We start from the raw sequence: 20,623 nt of genomic DNA on the forward strand, positions 1-20,623 counted from the left end.
AACCTACAATTTTATATTTTGCTGATTATATCGAGATTGCATTCTGCACCTCTAAGTCTAAACCCTCTTCAACTTCCACCTTCCGGTTTTAAACCAATACAAGGCAATTAATGTTAAAATAGCTTCTGCAATAATGATGGCATAAAAGACACCATTTTGGTTCCAGGTAAAGTGAATTGCCAGCAAATAAGCAACAGGAATCTCTACAATCCAGAAACTAACCAGGTTCAATAGCGTTGGCGTTTGTGTGTCGCCAGCTCCATTAATAGAGTTCAGCAAAACCATCCCCATTCCGTAAAAAATAAATCCGCAGCTAATAATTTTTAGCGCTTGAATTCCATTCACAACAATTCCCTGATCATCGGTAAATAATTCAATAAAATAAGCTGGGAACAAGAAAAATACAATTCCTATTAAACCAAGAAACGCAACATTAATTCTTCCTGCAGCCCATACCGATTTTTCGGCACGTTCCGGTTGATTAGCACCTAGATTTTGTCCTACCAAAGTAGCTGCCGCATTGCTCAATCCCCAGGATGGCAAAAGTATAAATATCAAAATACGGATTGCAATGGTATAACCCGCAATGGCAGCACTACCAAACTCTGCCATAATCCTCATTAAACCAATCCAGCTTGAGGTTGCAATAATGTTCTGTCCTATTCCTCCAAGCGACAAGTTTATTAATTTCTTGATGGTTTTCCATCGCAAGCTAAAATGCTCTATTTTGATGTGTATCTTTCCTCTTCCTTTAAACAGGAGAACAAACTGGTATATCACAGCCAATCCTCTACCAATGCTAGTTGCAATTGCGGCTCCTTCAACGCCCATAGCAGGAATTGGTCCTAAACCAAAAATCAATAATGGATCAAGAATAATATTTAAACAGTTGGCAATAATCAAAACACGCATGGAAAGTGCAGCATCTCCCGCTGATCGGAATATCGCATTGTTAATAAATAGCAACATGATAATTATATTACTGCTCAGAATAATGCTTGCATAACCAGACATCTCATTCACAATGGTAGAATTTGCTCCCATTAATCGCAGCAAGTCTTTCGAAAAGAAAATTCCTACTATCGCGATAAAAACTGATGCTATCGCTCCGGTTACAATGGCCTGTGCTGAGACTGTTGCAGCTTTCTCGAACTTCTTTTCACCAACTCTTCGAGCTACCAAAGCTGTTGTTGCCATTGATAAACCAAAACCTATGGCATATACAATGGTGGTTATCGATTCAGTAATCCCTACAGTTGCGACTGCATCATCGCCGAGTTGGGATACAAAAAAGATATCGGCTATAGCAAAAACTGATTCAAAGACCATTTCCAATACCATAGGTATAGCCAACATAAATAGGGCTTTCCCAATTTTCCCATTGGTATAATCTCTTTCTTCGCCCGATAAGGCATCCTTAATTATTTTCCACAATTGCCTCCCTCGGTCAATTGCTTTTACTCGTATATATTTCTCTTTTAAATTGCTATAATGTTGCATTTTCGTTTTCGCTTATGATGATGAATTAAACTCATTATTTTTACTTTTTCCTCGAAACATTTTCCTGTTTCAAATTTCACGAGCTCCACAAATGGGGCACAATTAAAACCTGAGTTCAATTAAAAATATAAGACACAGAAAGTCAGATTTGTTCAAGATTTGATTTAAAAATTATAAAAGAATATCGGGATATTTTGAAAAATTTTTAAAGTAAAGATTGGATGAAGATGACTTTTAAAAGAATTTGCTTGCTTTTGGCATAAATTCCCTCAAATCCTCTTGAAATATCCCGATATTCCTTTAAGAATTTGAAAAAATTTCTACTCAAAATCAATTCAAACTGTGGTCATATTTTCAATAGAGCTCAGGTTTACTCATAGTTGTGCTCATAATTTTTCCTCCATTAAATTTTTAGGTGTACAAAAATTGTATCGGGCGGCTTACGCCTCCGTTACTTCTTAATTAATAATATCTATAGAATAAGGAAAGCCTAAGCTGTTTAGCTCAGATAATTGCAAGGTGAATTTGTGACAAATATATTCATAGCTTTCCTCCGTTTTTGCGTGAGTACCACAAATATAAATCAATTTATCCAAATCGCAACAAATATTTCTCCAATACTGTTAATTTCAGTCAGAAACATGACCTAAGCTAACAAATATTCTTTTTTATGCTCTAAATTTTATGTAGTATTGAGGTCTTGCAACAAACCAAATAAATCGTAATAAAAATGAACAAGATCATTGTATCAGCCTTGGCTGTAATACTAAGTACAAATCTTTGTTTTGCTTCCTCTGCCGAGGATAACAAACAAAAAACAATTGAAAATTGGTTAATTTCGGATGCTATAGAACTACAGCTTCCTGCATTCAACACTACCGAAGATTTTAGCGGAAGTACTTTCGAACTAAAAAATCTTTTACAGGAAAACCAAATGGACCTTTGTAAAATTGCTCCTAAAGAATCAGACAAAATGAACTGGAACAATGAGCAATTGACCTGGAAAAAGAAAAGCTCCAATTCTAAAGGTTTTCTTTCTTTGCCAAATAAGGAAAACAAATTGTACTATCTGGTTTCATACCTAAACACTGATCAGTGGAGTGAAGTTGAGCTATCTTTGAAAAGCTTCCCTATGATAGAGGTTTATGTGGATGGCGAAAAGCAATTGTCGCAATACAAGCATGAAGCCGATAAAGCCAAGGAGTCGAGCAAAAGTTTAAAACTGGAGCCAGGACACCACAAAATTGTTGTGAAAATGCTAAGTGGTTCTAAGAACAATCAGTTTCAACTTGCTTTAAAATCAAAAAATGAGGGAAAAGCTGATCATTTTGAATTGAGCCTTTCTCCAAAGCAATTTATGGATATCAACAAAGTTTTGGATGGCACAAAAGTACAAAGCACATCTGTATCCTTTGATGGCAAGTATGCCCTAATTTCTTACAGCCGCACCTTACCCCCATCAGACAAAAGTGAGAACTGGAAAGAAATCCAAGAAATTGAAACAGGTAAAATTCTTTACACCTTCAGAGGAACACAACTTTCAAACATCAACTGGTTACCAACCGGAAATCAAATTTCTTATACCCATAAATACAACGACAAAGCATCTATTTTTGTTTTCGATTTTGAAAAGAATTCCGAAAAGCAAATTGCTGAAAATATTGAAGATTTCTCTTCTTACACTTGGGCTCCAAACGGAAAATTTATTATCTACAGCGTAGGAAAAAGCAATTCTGAAGACTGGAAAATGAAGAAATTCCAAGGCATGGAAGACCGCTTACCATGGTACAGATACAGATCGTTCCTTTACAAATTGGATGTTGCAAGTGGTGTAAAACAACGCCTAACTTACGGAACTTTAAGTACCGATTTAGCTGATATCAGTGCTGATGGAAAGAACATCCTGTTCACAACTTCACGTCCTGATTACAGTGGTTACCCATATTTTAAACAGAATCTTTACCAAATGAATATTGAAACTTTTAAGGTGGAAAGCATTTGGGAAGACAAGTTAACAGCTGGTCAGGCTCAATATTCTCCTGATGGCAAGCAATTGTTGGTACAAGGTGGGCCTTCTTGTTTTGGTAAAATTGGTGAAAACATTGGCAATCATCCAATAGCTAACAATTACGATGGTCAACTTTACATTTACGATTTGACTTCGAAAAATGTAGATCCTATTACCTATAATTTCAACCCTGCAATTGATGCAGCAATTTGGAATAAATCTGATAATAAGATTTACTTTAAAGCACAAGACAAAGACTACGTAAAACTATTCAGCTATGATATTGCTTCGAAAGAATTCACTGAATTGAATTCCTATTCGGATGTAGTTCGTGGTTTTGACTTGTCGAAAAATGGAAAAACAATCAGCTATGTGGCATGTGGAATTTCAAGCCCATATAAAGCATTTACTTATGATATAGCTTCTAAGGCAAATCATGAAATCGCAAATCCTGAAAAGAATCATCTGAAGAATGTGATGTTCGGCAAAACCGAAGATTGGAACTTTACCAAAGAAGATGGAACTACGATTATTGGTCGTGTTTACTATCCTCCTAATTTCGATTCCAATAAAAAATATCCTCTGATTGTAAACTATTACGGCGGAACTTCTCCTGTAGAAAGAAGCTTTGGAGGTCGTTATCCTCTAAATATGTATGCTGCTATGGGTTATGTGGTATACCTACTACAGCCTAGTGGTGCTACAGGTTTTGGACAGGAATTCTCGGCTCGTCACCAAAACAATTGGGGAATTATTACGGCTGATGAAATTATTAATGGTACCAAAAAGTTTATTAAAGACCACTCATTCATCGATGCTGATAAAGTTGGATGTATCGGAGCTTCATATGGTGGTTTTACAACTCAGTTGCTACAAACCAGAACTGATATATTTGCAGCAGCCATTTCTCATGCTGGCATCAGTGATATCACCAGCTACTGGGGCGAAGGATATTGGGGCTATTCATACAGCATGAATGCAACAGGAAAATCATTCCCTTGGAACCGAAAAGACATTTATGTAGACCAAAGCCCATTGTTTAATGCCGATAAAATTACAACTCCAATGTTATTGCTTCATGGTAGCCAGGATACTAATGTTCCATTGGGGGAAAGTATTCAAATGTATCAGGCTTTAAAATTGTTAGGAAAAGATGTGGAATTTGTACAGGTAAAAGGTCAGGATCACTTGATTCAGAACTACAACAAACGCATTCTTTGGAACAATACCATTTTTGCATACTTTGCAAAATACTTAAAAGATCAACCACAATGGTGGGATGAATTGTATCCTGATAAGAATTTATAAACCTTAATATCAAAAGAGATTGGCAAACGTCAATCTCTTTTTTTTAACTCAACTGTTTTGGGGAAGTCATTTTTTTTCAGAATTGCCTTCCCCAAGTTGGGGAGGGTCTCTTTTTTTTAAAACAAGCTTCCCCAAGCTGGGAAATGGCCATTTTTAAAAACGATACCCTTTCCCAGTTTGGGGAAAGGCCCTTTTTTCTACAATCACGTTTTCCCAGCTTGGGAAAGGTCTATTTTTTTTCAATTCTAGCTTTCCCAACTTGGGGAAAGCTTTTATTTTTCAGTTTGCATTTCCCCAGCTTGGGGATGGTCCTTTGATTAGGAGAGTAGGTTTCCAAAAATAAGAATACATCCATTTTCTCATAGACAGAAACTAAGTCATTATCAATAATGATAAACTCTATTGATGCTTATGTGAATAATACTTACTTTTAAGAATCAAAAATTAAAAGAACAGAATATGTTAATAGTTATATCACCTGCCAAAACATTAGACTTTGAATCTCAAGCAAAAACAACTATTCATTCAGAAGCAAGTTTTACGAAAGATGCTGAACAATTAATTAAAATTCTTCGCAAACTTAAAGTTGATGAAATTGGAGATTTCATGGGAATCAGCCCCAAGCTGGCTCAGTTGAATTTTGAACGTTTTCACCAATGGAACTTGCCTTTTACACCCGATAATGCCAAACAAGCATTGCTGGCCTTTAAAGGCGACGTTTATACCGGAATTGATGCAGAAAGCCTAAGTGATGCTGATTTTGAAAACGCACAATCGCAATTGCGTATTCTTTCAGGTTTGTATGGCGTTTTAAAGCCAATGGATTTAATTCAGGCTTATCGCTTGGAGATGGGTAAAAAACTCGAAAACAAAAAAGGGAAAGACCTGTATGAGTTTTGGGGAGATAAAATCACAAAATCCATTAACAAAGATTTAAAAGAATACGACCACAAGCATTTAATTAACCTGGCATCGAATGAGTATTATAAATCGATAAAGGCAAAACAAATAAATGCCGAAATCATTACCCCAGCTTTTAAAGATTTGAAGAATGGACAATACAAAATGATCAGCTTCTTCGCTAAAAAAGCACGAGGATTAATGACTCGATTCATTATTCAGAATGAAATATCCAATCCTGAAGACTTAAAAGCTTTTGATTTAGATGGATATATCTATAACCCAAACTTATCAAAAGATAATGCTCCTGTTTTTACTCGTGATCATTAGAGAAAATTTACATTATTAAAAAGAGTTTTAAGTCTTGTTTTTACTCTCAATTTTTACTATGTTTAAGTGTAAGACAATCCGAGTATTAACCCCATAATCCTTCTGCATATGACCACTGAAAACTATGTTGTAAAGTATGGTAGTCTTCTAAAAGAAGAAACCCTGGAAGTTATTGATGATAAAATATTGCCTAATACCATTGTTTTGGAAGCAACAAATCCGTTTCCTGGATATTATGAGTATTACGATGGTTTTCAGAAAGATGTTCAACCTCATTATATTTATTTGGTATTAGATAGAAGATATGATTTAGAAGAGTTTACTCGAGCTACGCAAAAAATAATGAGCTATTTCGAGGCAAAGTTCCACGCTGCAATTGGTAACATTACCATTTATAACAGTGTGTACTATGTAATTCGTATCAGAAGACTGAGTAATTACGATCAAGTTAAAGAATTACAGGAGTGTTATCAATCTGAAGGAATTATCTTTAAGAAAAATGGATCGATTCCTCACAATTCTAAAGCAATGATTCAATTGGATAAGTTTTTTGCTTTGGATATAATCGAGGATGGATACTTTAAAGATCATATTGAACCAAATCATGGATATTTTACCATTCCTCAAAAGCTAAGCTGGAAGCAATTTGAGCAATTAACCAAAAAAGTGAAATACAACATGGAGATGATTCATTTCGATGTTTCTTTGGGCTTTATTTATGACCACTTTAAAGCTGTTGATATGATCAGAGTTTATGCTGAGAACTTGAATCTGGATTTAATGAAGAAAATTAGAGACAAATACATTGAAAGAATAAAATAGAGAATACAAAACAAAAAGGAGGTTTTCAAAATTGAAAACCTCCTTTTTTTATACAATATTTTCTTAAAATACTGGTGCTCGAACTGCTTTAATTCGTTTTCTTCTATCCTTGGTGGTAACAAGCGGAAAAGAGAATGATATTTCATGCGCTCCAGTATTCGTATGAATTAACTTAGAAATGGCGTAATCGTAGCTGTAAGCAACTTTAAAGCGCTGGGTAACGAATCCTGCCATGGCAATAAAAGAGTCGTAATTTGGCTCAAAATTCTGATTAAACCACAATCCAAAAACTATAGAACTCTTACTTGCATACAATCCATAGTTCATCTGAGAAAAATCTCCTTGTTGCTGATAAAGCAATGCTGGGGCAAGAATCCAATTATCGGCATATCTTCTGCTTCTTCCTCCCAACACAAATTCGGCACCAGCATGAACTGTATATTTGGTTTGCAATTTGTCTTCCTGTTCGTCATCAAAACTTAAATCTGGTTTAGCCAAGTGATGAGCTGCAATACCAAAATAAAAATCTCTGTAGTAAGCTATCGATCCCAATGAGAAATCCCATCCATCTTTTCTCCTGTTTATAGGGTCACCTGAAGAATTGTGTGGAAATATGTTCCCATAAATAGGAGAAACCTGATCAGGAAATACAAGGTTCTGCCAATCTACCTTTTTTTGCATAAAAGCTGCCTGAATCGCTGGACGAATTACAAAATCATCAGTTATTCTCAAATAGAATGAGTACATCCCTGCAAAAGTGGTTGTTTTTAATGCTCCATCTCCCTGATCATCCTGAATAACCATAACGCCTACTCCCCCATTTAAAGTCTCGTAAAAGTTATCGAATGCTACACTGTAAGTAACGTATGGGAGATCTAGATTAGGCCATTGGTTACGATAGTTTAAGCTAACATTTGAGTTATTTGTAGATCCTGCCAAGGCTGGATTCAGATAAAGTTTATTTGCATAAAACTGAGAAAATCGGATATCTTGAGCAAAGCTTTGTACCAACGATCCAACAAATAATACGCAAAAAACAATCAGAGCTTTTTTCATCTATTCTCAATTTATAACTCTAAAGAGTTATTCAAGTTAAAAAGTGATTCGGACCGTTGTTTAGAAGTCCGAAATCACTTGTAAAATAAATTTATTTTATTGATAAAATAAAACCTTTTCTCAATTATCTGATCAACATGAAGGTTCCTTGGTTGGTAAGTTCGCCATTAATAAACACCATCCAAACATATGCTCCTGCCGGACAAAGCTTGCCTTTGTATTTACCATCCCAACCACCGTTACGACCAACCTCGTTGGTCTTATACATTAATTCTCCCCAACGGTTGTATATATACATTTCAAATTTCTCAATATCGTAATTGATATCTTTCAAATAAAATTTGTCGTTATCATTACTCGAATTTGGAGTAAATGCATTAGGAGATTCAATACCTACAGGTTTCACTTCCACATCCACAGAATCTTTGGCAATACAGCCTAAATTATCTGTCACTGTCAATTTATATTTACCTGTTTCCGACACCTCATATCTTTGAAGAATACTACCTTCCTTGCCATCTTCCCATTCAAAGTTGTAAGGAGAATATTCCAAAGGAAGATTTGGAGCTAATGTTACAGTTTGTCCTTCAAATATTGTTACTGGTCGGTCTTTGACAAGTTCAATCTCTCTAGGTCCAGTATAAATCAAATTATTCCTTAAGTCTGGTTTTGGTGTTGGATTTATTACAAAATTTTGTTCATCGCCACAACCATATTTGTTCTCTACAGTTAACAAGTATTTACCTGGCTGATCAATTGTTCTATTAATATCCGTATAACCATCTTCCCAAATAGGATTTTCCATTCCTGTGATATTCACTTCGAATTTTTCACCCTCACAAGCAAACTTATCTTCTTCCAATTCAGGATCAGCTACCATATTTACAATTACTTCTCCCTCTGCATCACAACCATAAAGGTCGGTCACACTAATCTTGTAAGTATACGTTCCTTCAGGAGCATTTACAATCTTCGGACTTCTTGTATTAGGATCATCTAAATGATCTGGATTCGTCCAGGTAATTTCACCTGCATCACCTACAATATCGGTTAGCAATTGTAATTGGTTACACTGACCAACTGTGGTGTCGGAAATCGTGGTTACAATAGGTAGAGGAGCTACTGTGAGCTCAACTAAATCCATATTTGTACAACCATGTTCATCCATAACTGTTGCAACCAACACCTGCGATTTTCCGGGAGTAAATATAGGAGTCATCGAATTCGCATCATCCAAATCTGCTGCCGGTGACCATTGAATATTATTTTCTTCCGTTTCTGCACTTAATTTAAAAGGCTTACAGCTACCAATTGTAATATCATCCGTAATGTTAACGGTTGGCAATGGATCTACACGTAAAATTGTTTTTGATGTTACATTAGAACATCCGTTTTCATCTGTATAAGAGTAATGAACATTATAGGTTCCTGCTCCTCTTTCTGCAGGATCAAATATTTCTTCAGAAATATCATCTACCCAATAAATACCACCTTCAGGGTATCCACCTGACAGAAGCTTACTTGGATTACAAACACCTCTCACCGGATCCACAAGAGAAAGATTAACATCTGGCAAAGCATGTAAGGTTACCAATGAATCAACTTTCGATTCACAACCTGTAGCAACATCTGTAATCATAATGGAAAGTTCTCCATTATCCAGTTCTCCCCAAGTTATGCGAGTACGTAAACCTTTATCTGGTCCGGCAAATATACCGCCTTCTACTCCCCAACCATACTCAATTTCAGGCATTGCATCGGTTGTATATGTAACTCGATCTTCCTTCGCACAAAGTACCATTCTACCTAAAATTCTTGAGTTTGGTAATTCATGAACTTTTAATTCTGTAGGTTTTGTTGATCTTGAATCTGTACACCTATCAGAAACAATACATGTGTAGTATCCACTATCGTCAGGGCTTGTTTTACCCAAATTCAATATAGATGCATTTTCTCCAGTTAAGTCAACCCCATCCAACTTCCATTGATATGTTACATCATTTCCTTCAACATCCGTTGTAAGAGTTACCTCTTCACCAGAACAAACCTCAACATCTACCATTTCAGATAAAATTCTCAATTGAGGAATTACCTTAAGCGTCATTTCATCACTAATGGCTTCTGCACATGAATTATAAACTTTGCAAGTATAATTGGCTTCATCATCAAGCTGAATGGATGTTAGGCTCAATACAGGTGAAGTTTTTCCTGCTATATCAGTTCCATTTTTTCTCCACTGATATTTCAGTTCTTCTCCAGTAGCACTTACACTAAATTCTACCAATGATGTATTTTCACAAATTTCTACATTGTCACTAACAGAAATAATTACTGGCAATTCAGTTACCTCTAAGCTTCCTCTTGTTGTAACATTACCACATAAACCTGTTACTTGTACTTCGTAATTTCCTTCATGCGTTAATAGTGTTGGATTGTAATTCAGAATTTTTTGATCTGAAATCTCAACCCCACCAAAGAACCACTTGTATTTAATATTGGCTGCTCCTTTTACATTTGGAATCCATTCTAGTCCCTGGCCTTCACATACTGTTTTAGTCCCAAGAGCAGCTAGAAGCGTTGTATTCTCGTATACGCGAACCGTTGTTTCTTCAACGATACCATTAACTGGAGCTCCTTCTCCTTCAATCTTACAAGTATAAACTCCTGCATCAGTTGCTTTAAGTTCTGCAATATAAAGGGTCAATTTTGTTTCACCTGGAATTTCAAATCCATCCTTGAACCATTTAATCGATGATATTTGACCAGTGGCATCTATACTTAAACTTAATGGCTCACCAACACATTTTTCTTCCAAACTAACCAATCCATCTATAATAACAACTGGTTCCTTAACGGTTAACTTACCTGTTGCCAATCGAGTTGCACAAGTACCTTCAATTTCGCAATTGTAATAACCTTCATCAGCAAATTGAATATTTGTTAGCGTTAGTGAATTTGTTTTTTCAGATAAGGTAGTAGTAACACCATCTTTTACATGAGTCCATGTATAAGTTAGATTGTGACCTGTCGCATCAACAGTCATCGTGTAATCTTGACCAACAAATCGCACTACATTTTTTAAAGTAGCTAAAATTATTGTTGAAGGATTCACTGTCAATTGAGCAGTCTCTACTAATGTTTCTCCACAACCATTATCGTTGGTAACAGTACATTCTACAGTATATACTTTTGGAGTAAATTCATCTGCTGGAAGTACATCAGTACCACTAATTAATAGTGTAGCAATAGCAGAAGGTTGTATGATTCCATCAATTTTCCATTGGTAATTTAAATCACGTCCTGTAGCTTTTGCTCTAAACACAACATCCTCATTCTCACAAACAGTTTGATCTGCGATTGGGCTTAATGTTGGTTTTGGGTTAACAACCTGAGTTCCTACTGAAACATCAGATCCACATTTATTTGAAACTTCAACTTTATAATTTCCTTCCATTGCTGCAGTGGCATCTCCTAAATTCAACTGAACTCCAGCAACAGTATTTGTCAACCCATCATTTAATGTCCATTCAATATCATCGTAAGATCCAGTCACACTTATCGTTCCTAATACCAAAGGATCTCCTTCACAAACAGCAATAAGCTTTTCAATACCATCTCCATCAATTGAAGGGGCATCCATAATTGTAATATGACTTGTGTAAGTATAAGTATTACCACAATGATCCTCAACAATACATTGATAAGTTCCTGCATCTGCGTTAGTAACAGCAGCAACCAAATAGTTTGTTGTTGCTGTTATTGGATTTCCATTATGAGTCCATGTGTATGATTTTACATCCCCTGTTACATCAACTTCCAGGTTCAGTTCACTACCAACACAAATATCATCTGGATCTACCCATTTATTTACAGTAGTAACCGATTCATATACATTCACATATCCAGACACAAATTTTGTAGAGCAGCCATCAGACACTTCTACTTTATATTGACCTGATTCGCTCTTATCTACCGGAGTAAAAGTGTAATCAGCATTCGTTGCACCTAGAATTTCTGCACCGTCTTTATACCACTTGTATGATAAAGTTAAAGCTGGATCGAAACTCTTAACACTTACTGATAATGTTTCTAAACCACCCAGACATGATTCGCTGCTATTTGACCAAGCATTCAAGCTTAATTGTGAACGATGAACAACTGTAAAATCATCACTTACATCAGGACAAACACCGTTTCCAACTGTTACTTGATAATTTCCATTATCGCCAGTTCCAATATTTACAATTGCAGTTGTAGAAACTTCGGTAGCATCTTTGGTCCATGAATAAGTTAATGGTGTAGTTCCTGCAGTAACATCCAATTTTATTTGCTTACTCTCATCGAAACACAATCTCTGAACATCGACAGGTGTGAATACTACTGGTTTAAAAACTTCTACTTTTACTTCATTTGAAATATCATCTGCACTTGAACCATCTTTTACAATACACCTTACTCCCCAGGCTTCCATTGCCTGACTTGCATTGGCAATTGTATAAATTGAGACAGCACCAACAGTTGATACATCTGCAATATCTGCATCCACAAATACATTATCCCCCGTATGGTATTGCCATTGGTAAGTCAATCCGGTCGTCTTGCTTCCTGTTACTGTAAATACAATATCTTCTCCCTCACATACTACCTGATTAGTTGGCTGAACTGCAATCTTATTAACTGCTAATATTGTTAGTGTCGCAAAATCACTTTCATCAACTGCCGAACATGTGCTACTCCAGGCCTCACATTTATATTGATTGGCATTCATGAATAAGGATACCGGATCAATAGTTAAGTTTGCAGTACTTACTCCACTGTAAATTCCTCCTTCTACCAGCGCAGTCCATACTCCACTTGGTGTTTTCTCATACCATTTGTATTCAATTGTGGGTTCGCCCGTGGCACTTACACTAAAGGTTACACTCTCCCCATCCGATGCTGTCTGATCGGATGGATCCGTAATTACAACCTCTTCGTAAACTGTAAGGTTGGCCACATCCGTTGTTGCACTATTACATACATCCCCTGATACTACACAATAATAGGATTGTCCATTCTCAGGATTTGCTGCAATAGTCAAGGTCTTAGTGGTTCCTACTAAATTACCACCCTTATCGAACCATTCATAAGTAACCGTACCTTCTGCCGTTCCATCTGCTTCAAAAAATACCGGAACATCTGATGCACAAATTGCTTTATCCAAAGGATGCAATTTGATTTTTGCATTTTCCTGAACGGTTACATTATATACTATATTTATATTGTTACAATTCTGATCATTATAAACCTTACAAGTATAAGTACCTGATTCTGCCAATTCTGCATTACCAAGATTTAATACCGATCCGGTTTGTAAAACTGTGCCACTACCTGATTTTGTCCACTCATACTTAATTTTCTCTCCCGCCGTTGCATCTACCGTTAAACTTAAAGGTGAACCTTCACAAATAGTTATGGTATTGGTTAAAGCAGTAGCTACAACTATATTTTCCCACACATCAACCCCAACTTCATTAGATGGCTGATCTGAACTTGAACCATCTTTTACAGTACACCTTACTCCCCAGGCTTCCATTGCCTGGCTTGCATTGGCAATTGTATAAGTTGATACAGCACCAACAGTTGATACATCTGCAATATTCGCATCTACAAATACATTATCACCCATATGGTATTGCCATTGGTAAGTCAATCCAGTCGTCTTGGTTCCTGTTACTGTAAATACAATATCTTCTCCCTCACATACTACCTGATTAGTTGGCTGAATTGCAATCTTATTAACTGCTAATATTGTTAATGTTGCAAAATCACTTTCATCAACTGCCGAACATGTGCTACTCCAGGCCTCACATTTATATTTATTGGCATTCATGGATAAGGATACCGGATCAATAGTTAGATTTGCCGTACTTACTCCACTGTAAATTCCACCCTCTGCCAACGCTGTCCATACTCCACTTGGTGTTTTCTCATACCATTTGTATTCAATTGTTGGTTCGCCTGTAGCACTTACACTAAAGGTTACACTCTCCCCATCCGATGCTGTCTGATCCGATGGATCCGTAATTACAACCTCTTCATAAACAGTAAGATTAGCCACATTCGTAGTTGCACTATTACATACATCCCCTGATACTACACAATAATAGGATTGTCCATTCTCAGGATTTGAAGCAATTGTCAATGTCTTAGTAGTTCCTACTAAATTGCCACCCTTATCGAACCATTCATAAGTAACCGTACCTTCTGCCGTTCCATCTGCTTCAAAAAATACCGGAACATCTGATGCACAAATTGCTTTATCCAAAGGATGCAATTTGATTTTTGCATTTTCCTGAACGGTTACATTATATACTATATTTATATTGTTACAATTCTGATCATTATAAACCTTACAAGTATAAGTACCTGATTCTGCCAATTCTGCATTACCAAGATTTAATACCGATCCGGTTTGTAAAACTGTGCCACTACCTGATTTTGTCCACTCATACTTAATTTTCTCTCCCGCCGTTGCATCTACCGTTAAACTTAAAGGTGAACCTTCACAAATAGTTATGGTATTGGTTAAAGCAGTAGCTACAACTATATTTTCCCACACATCAACCCCAACTTCATTAGATGGCTGATCTGAACTTGAACCATCTTTTACAGTACACCTTACTCCCCAGGCTTCCATTGCCTGGCTTGCATTGGCAATTGTATAAGTTGATACAGCACCAACAGTTGATACATCTGCAATATTCGCATCTACAAATACATTATCACCCATATGGTATTGCCATTGGTAAGTCAATCCAGTGCTCTTGGTGCCTGTTACTGTAAATACAATATCTTCTCCCTCACATACTACCTGATTAGTTGGCTGAATTGCAATCTTATTAACTGCTAATATTGTTAGGGTTGCAAAATCACTGGTTGCGCTTGAAGAACAAATTGTTCCATCACTAATTACAACACATCGATATTGATTTCCATTAAAATCAGCTTTAAGTGCATTGGTAATTTTTAGTTCAGAAGTTTGAGTTCCTGAATATTTATCAACATCATTAATATCTTTCCATGCTCCATCAAAAACCTGCCATTGATAAGAATAGTTTGGTTCACCAGATGCAACAACACTAAAGGTAGCATCAGCACCATCAACGATAATTAAGTCTACTGGATTTGTAACGGCAACTTCCTTAATTACAGAAAGTGTTGCTTTTTCAGATGTTGCGGTTCCACAACTTCCAACTGTTCCAGTCACTTCACAATAATAAGTTTCACCATCAACCAAAGTAGTTTCGGTATAAGTTGCAGATGTTGCTCCAGCAATTTCACCTGCACTATTGTACCACTGATAATTTGCTCCATCTTGGGCATCCCCTGAAACTGTAAAATCAACTGAAGTTTCGGTTTCACAAATTATTTTATCAGATGGATTCGTAACAGTTGGATTTTTATTTACCACAACATCAAATGATAGTGTTTGATTACCACATCCCAAATCATTATACAATTCAACTTTGTAAGTTCCAGCTTGTGTTAAATCAACATTGCTGATATTATAAGTAGGTTGATCCGACAATGTTGTACCTGGTTCTGTTTCCTTATACCATTTGTAATAAATTTCATCTCCACCTGCATTTGCAGTAACAAATAAACTTACCTCTTCATTTTCACAAAATGTTGTTGTTGCAGGAGATTTACCAGTTACATTAATATTATTTCTAACATCCAAATTAATAAAAACCTGATTATCACCACAATAATCAGAACTTACCTTTGCAACATAAATTCCATCGTCATCAGGACTTGTTGCTGAATTAATTACAAAATCAGTTGCAACTGCATCACCATCAGTTACTAAAGCTCCACCTTTCCACCAACTAATACCATTATGTTCTCCACTTTCGGTGATTTTTAACTCAACGAGACCAGCGCATTTGTTTACGTTGTTATCAATGGCACTTAATATTGGCTTCTCGTGAACTTGAACAATATAGTTTTTCTCTAAATTATCACAATTTCCAAGACTTGTTACTTTTGCTTTGTAAGTATAAGTTCCTGGTATATCGTGTTTACTTAATTGTACCTGATTTACATCGCCAAATCCAACTAGTGGATTATCAACATCATCGGTCCAACTTACAGTATAAATATCTGCATCTCCATTCACTTCAATATTAAGAACTGGTTGTTCTCCTTGACAAATATGAATTGTTTCATCAGCAGGAGAAACTATAGAAACATGTTCGTGTACAATAAGTTCTCTTTCGATATTAATTTCATCGCCACATCCTAAAATAACTTTACAGTAATATACTCCAGCATCACTTGTTAAAACTGATGGAATTTCATAGAAATCTGCATTACTAATAACTGCTCCCCAAGGGTCATTAAATCGCCATTCGAATATAGGTGTTCCAGTATAGGCAATATCAATTCTAAAATCGGTGTCGCCAACGCATTTTTCGATTTCAGTTCCAGTTTTAGAAGTCGTTACTTTTTCAATACTTAAATTGGCTGTTGCAGTTTTTGAATTTCCACACTGATCTGTTACAATACATGTATATTGTCCTAAATCTGCATCCTGAACATTCGTTAGATTTAAGTAGTCCTTATTTTCTCCTACAATGGTTGTATTTGTATTGTCTTTCCATTCGTAAGTCAATTCTGACAAAGGTGAAACATCTTTAACATCAACCACAAAGTCAACATCTCTTCCAATACAGGTAGCAACATCATTCATCGAAACTGCACCAAAATCAGGAATCAGGTTCCATGTAAATTTATGAGTGAAATTATCTCCATCGCAATTTGGCACAGCAATAAATTCCCAGGCTCCTTCGGTTGTTGTATTCACTTCGAATGTGTATGGATTTGTGATTGCAATTTCAGAACCATCTGGTTTTTTAGCCCTATACTCAGCAACGGCTCCATTATCATCAAAAGTCACCGTTACATTTGTTGGACTACAGAATGGACCAGTAGCACTGGTTGTTATGCCATTCACAACCATCTTTGGCACCACTGTTAAATTTGCAACAGACTCCTTAGAATCACATCTATTAGAAACAGCAACCTTATATTGTCCAGCATCTGCAAGCTTAATTGGAGTAATAATTTTCTGAGCAGTTACTCCATCGACATCTACACCATCTTTTTGCCATGAAAAATTATAGAATGACTCTGGTTGAGAAAGCGATACCGAAAAAGTATGATTTCCACTTCCTTCACACAGATTTGCATCTTCCAAAGGATCTGTAATTGCTACATTTGGATATATATCTAAATTATCAATTGGGATTGTTAGATCTGAAGGACATTCTACATTTCCATCAACAGTTGTATAAACACTAGTAGCACTTACCGAATAAGTAAGATCTCTGTGAGCCATTGTTGCCGAAAACTTTAAAATTGAACCATGCTCAGACAAATCCGTGGTTCCTTCTTTCCAATTGTAAACTATCGTTCCATTTCCTGTTGCATCTGCGGTTAAAATAATATCCTTACTCTCGCAAAGATCAGGATTTACAATTAAGGAATTTAAAACAGGTGCAGACAATACTTCCAAGGTAACCTCATCAAATGCCAAACCACATCCATTTTCAGCTTCACATCTAACTGTATATGTTCCTGCATCATATCCCGAAAACACAAAAGGATTTTCCAAAGAAACAGGATCTTCGCCACCATTTACATACCACTTAACCTGACCGGCATCACCTGTTACTAATGCCTTTAAATTAGCTGATGTACCAAAGCAGAAATATGTTTTGTCAGCCTCAATATCTATTGTTGCAGGTTCATCTACTAAAACAGAAAGGTCAACATGTACATCATCTGTCGATGTTCCACAGTTTTTATATTCTTCTTTAAAACTAATAGTACATCTATAATCTCCTTCATCATCCTGTTGTGGATTTAAGAAAATTAACTGATGTGTTTTTGTTCCTGAGAACTCTCCAGCAATATCTTCCAGATCAATATAATTACCAGTCGCATCTTCTTTTTTAGACCAAGAATAACTATACCAACTTGTATCTCCATTCGAAACATCAAGAGAGTTTTCAACTCCTTGACAGAATTGAAAGGTTGTGCCATTATTTGAATAGCTGTAGTTAGGAATTACTTTGGCCTCAAATAAATCCTTATCTTCTACTGCTTGAACAAAACTAATACTGTCAATAGCGAAAAAGGTACCCTCACCATTTAAGTTGTTATTTAATATTTTAATGGATGCATTTCTTGCGCCATTAGGTCTCCACAATGCTGATACTGATTGCCAATCATCCGAACGATCAATTCTAAAGTTTTCTACAATTGTCTCGTTATTAATTAAAATTTTAAGAGATTGATTCTTTGCAGCATCACTTTGCGCCAGTCGACCATACATTTTAAATATGTAATTAAATCCACTTTCCACTTCCATTTCTGCAGAACGGTAGATGGTATCATTCTGGTTTTTAGAATATGCCAATAACATCTTCCATCCACCAATAGGATTAAAATCATTTAATATCGGATTTTCATCCTTAGGTCTTCCCGTAATTGCAAATTGACCAGGATCTACCAAATTGTTGGTAACAAGCTCATAATAGGAATCAAAGCCATTGTATCCATCTAAGAAGTCCCCATTAAACAAGATTTCCAAACTTGGATCACGATAATACGCTCTAACTTCCCAAGTTGTATTTTCATTTGGTGCTGGAATTTTTAATGAACTATTTATAAAATTAGGCCCTTCCCACTCAATTTCACCTGAGCTATTTATAACTTCCTTATACCATTCGTAAAAATCAGGATTTCTTCCCGTATTATCTTTTATCGATACAATTATATCATCATCATAACTTTCACAAATCAAACTTAAATCGGTATCAATATTTAGATCCGGATGAATTGGAGATACTGCTTTTGTAAAACCAGAATAATATCCAGCTGCTCCTAATGTATTCGAACTTGCAGTCCAAGCAACATTAATGGCTTTATCTCCAGTAAAACGACAATCTCCTGAAATTCCTGAAACCTTATAGTATACCCATTCAGTTGACCCTAGGATATCATTAGGATTAGTTAGTGTAACACCATTATGCTTAACATTTACGTTCTTTTGTGCTAAAACTGTAACTGTAGGATTGATGTAATCTCCACTGGTAATTTGCTCAGCCTTAGGAATCACAACCTCCTTCATTCCTAGTGCAGTTAATGGAGGAATAAAATTAAGCCCAATATTTATCCAATCCTCACTTGTACCACACATGGTCTGATAAACATATACATCTTTGCCTTTGGAATTGATAAATAGAGTTGGAATATCATCAGGATTAACAATGTCATCCAGAATCATAAAATCTCCTGGTTCGGCTAATGTTCCTTTTAAAACTTCATTCACCCAAACTTCGGTATTGGCTTGAGTGGCAACTACAATCGTTCTTTCTTGACCTGCATGATAAGCTGTAGGATCACGTTCGGCACTTCCCAGTCCTTTCATTACAATGTACTTGTCCCTAACCTGATCAACAGGAACAATCTGATCAAAACCTATATCTTGCGAAGGTTTAGCTCCTGCTGTCCAAGAGCCTGAATTTACAACGATATCCTTTGTTGATGTAATATGCGTACCATTCATTCCATTACGCACCTCTATCGATTCACTTCCAAATTGGTCACTGTGCAAATTTGTTCCAAGCGTATAGGTTTGTCCTTTATTTAAATTTACCGTAATTGTTTCATTTGGGGCAATTGACCTTAAAACCACTTTACCTCCTTCATACTTGGTAATATACTTACACTTTATACCAGAAAATGTAACCGTAGTTACACCATCTTCTACCGCCATTACCGAAATGGAATGACTTCTAATAGGCCTAGTATTTGGATAGTAATAATAATCTAAAGGATCTCCATTTAAAATCGTGTGACCATACAAGTGACCAGAATAAAATTCTTTCCCTTTGGCATAAGCTCCTTTGGCTGACAAAGAAAATCCATGAGTTAAAGCACCACCTTCGCCACTATTACTATAACCATGTCGGATATTTGCGAAGAATGGTCCATCGTAAGAGTAAATTCTTAAACCTTGTCCATCCAAGGGTTTATTTAATTCTTTTGGACCGATAATTCCTAATGAATAACTACATCCATCGGGATAGAATTTATTACTATGTTGACTATACGTAGCACCCCCAGGAGTTCTAAATACATAAGTATCACTTTGATTTCTATTAATTGTAAATGGTCCTGCTATAGGATTTCCTTGCCCATCTTCAATATAAACATTGATATCTTTCTCTGAGTTGGTTGATAAAAACACCTCCTGCTTTCCAACCTGAGAAGAACAATAAAAGGGTGGTACATAATGCTCATAATCATACTGTGCAAATCCAGACAAAGGAATTGCTAATAGTATAAAAATTGAAATTGACTTTAAAATTTTTTTAAAACGAGTAAAGATTTTATCATTTCTCATATTTATAGATTCAAAGTTATATTCGTTAAGGCTAATAGAATTCTTTGCTAACATTTCAAATCACTTTTTTCCTATCATTTCGAGACAATCCAACAAAGACTATTTCAAGAAGTTAGGGGTAAAGTGTTCAATCCATACTAATTAAATATTTGTATGTACGTTTCAATTTATTACACAAATATACCTTTTAAACTGATAAAAGTACTTATTTGTTACATGTTTGTATGAATATTTAGTAAAGC

Annotated in this window: 6 protein-coding genes; 3 read left to right on the forward strand and 3 right to left on the reverse strand. The window is 35.9% G+C overall.

Features of this window, described 5'->3' with window-relative positions:
• Nucleotides 1-57 precede the first annotated feature (57 nt).
• Nucleotides 58-1,500, reverse strand: coding sequence for an MATE family efflux transporter (locus ACKPCA_RS12110; protein ID WP_321279327.1), 1,443 nt, complete (start codon nt 1,498-1,500; stop codon nt 58-60).
• A 730-nt stretch (nt 1,501-2,230) separates the two neighbouring features.
• On the opposite strand from ACKPCA_RS12110, the gene ACKPCA_RS12115 reads away from it, so the two are divergent.
• The 3 genes from ACKPCA_RS12115 (at nt 2,231) to ACKPCA_RS12125 (ending at nt 6,868) form a co-directional block, all read left to right on the forward strand.
• Nucleotides 2,231-4,816: a S9 family peptidase gene (locus tag ACKPCA_RS12115; protein WP_321279328.1), complete on the forward strand. Its 2,586-nt coding sequence runs from the start codon at nt 2,231-2,233 to the stop codon at nt 4,814-4,816.
• A gap of 459 nt (nt 4,817-5,275) precedes the next feature.
• Nucleotides 5,276-6,046: a peroxide stress protein YaaA gene (gene yaaA, locus ACKPCA_RS12120; RefSeq protein ID WP_321279329.1), complete on the forward strand. Its 771-nt coding sequence runs from the start codon at nt 5,276-5,278 to the stop codon at nt 6,044-6,046.
• A 108-nt stretch (nt 6,047-6,154) separates the two neighbouring features.
• Nucleotides 6,155-6,868 carry a hypothetical protein gene (locus tag ACKPCA_RS12125; RefSeq protein WP_321279330.1) on the forward strand — a complete coding sequence of 238 codons (714 nt, stop codon included), beginning with the start codon at nt 6,155-6,157 and terminating at the stop codon, nt 6,866-6,868.
• A 63-nt stretch (nt 6,869-6,931) separates the two neighbouring features.
• Here the strand turns inward: ACKPCA_RS12125 and ACKPCA_RS12130 are convergent, their stop codons facing one another.
• Both ACKPCA_RS12130 and ACKPCA_RS12135 read right to left on the reverse strand, forming a co-directional pair.
• A complete protein-coding gene (locus tag ACKPCA_RS12130) occupies nt 6,932-7,924 on the reverse strand; it encodes a PorP/SprF family type IX secretion system membrane protein (protein ID WP_321279331.1) in 993 nt (330 codons plus the stop codon).
• 124 nt (nt 7,925-8,048) lie between these two features.
• Entirely contained in the window at nt 8,049-20,381 is a 12,333-nt protein-coding gene (locus tag ACKPCA_RS12135) for an immunoglobulin domain-containing protein (RefSeq protein ID WP_321279332.1), read from the reverse strand.
• Nucleotides 20,382-20,623 lie beyond the last annotated feature (242 nt).

The organism is Marinifilum fragile (genome assembly GCF_963677365.1).
GTDB classification, from domain to species: domain Bacteria; phylum Bacteroidota; class Bacteroidia; order Bacteroidales; family Marinifilaceae; genus Marinifilum; species Marinifilum fragile.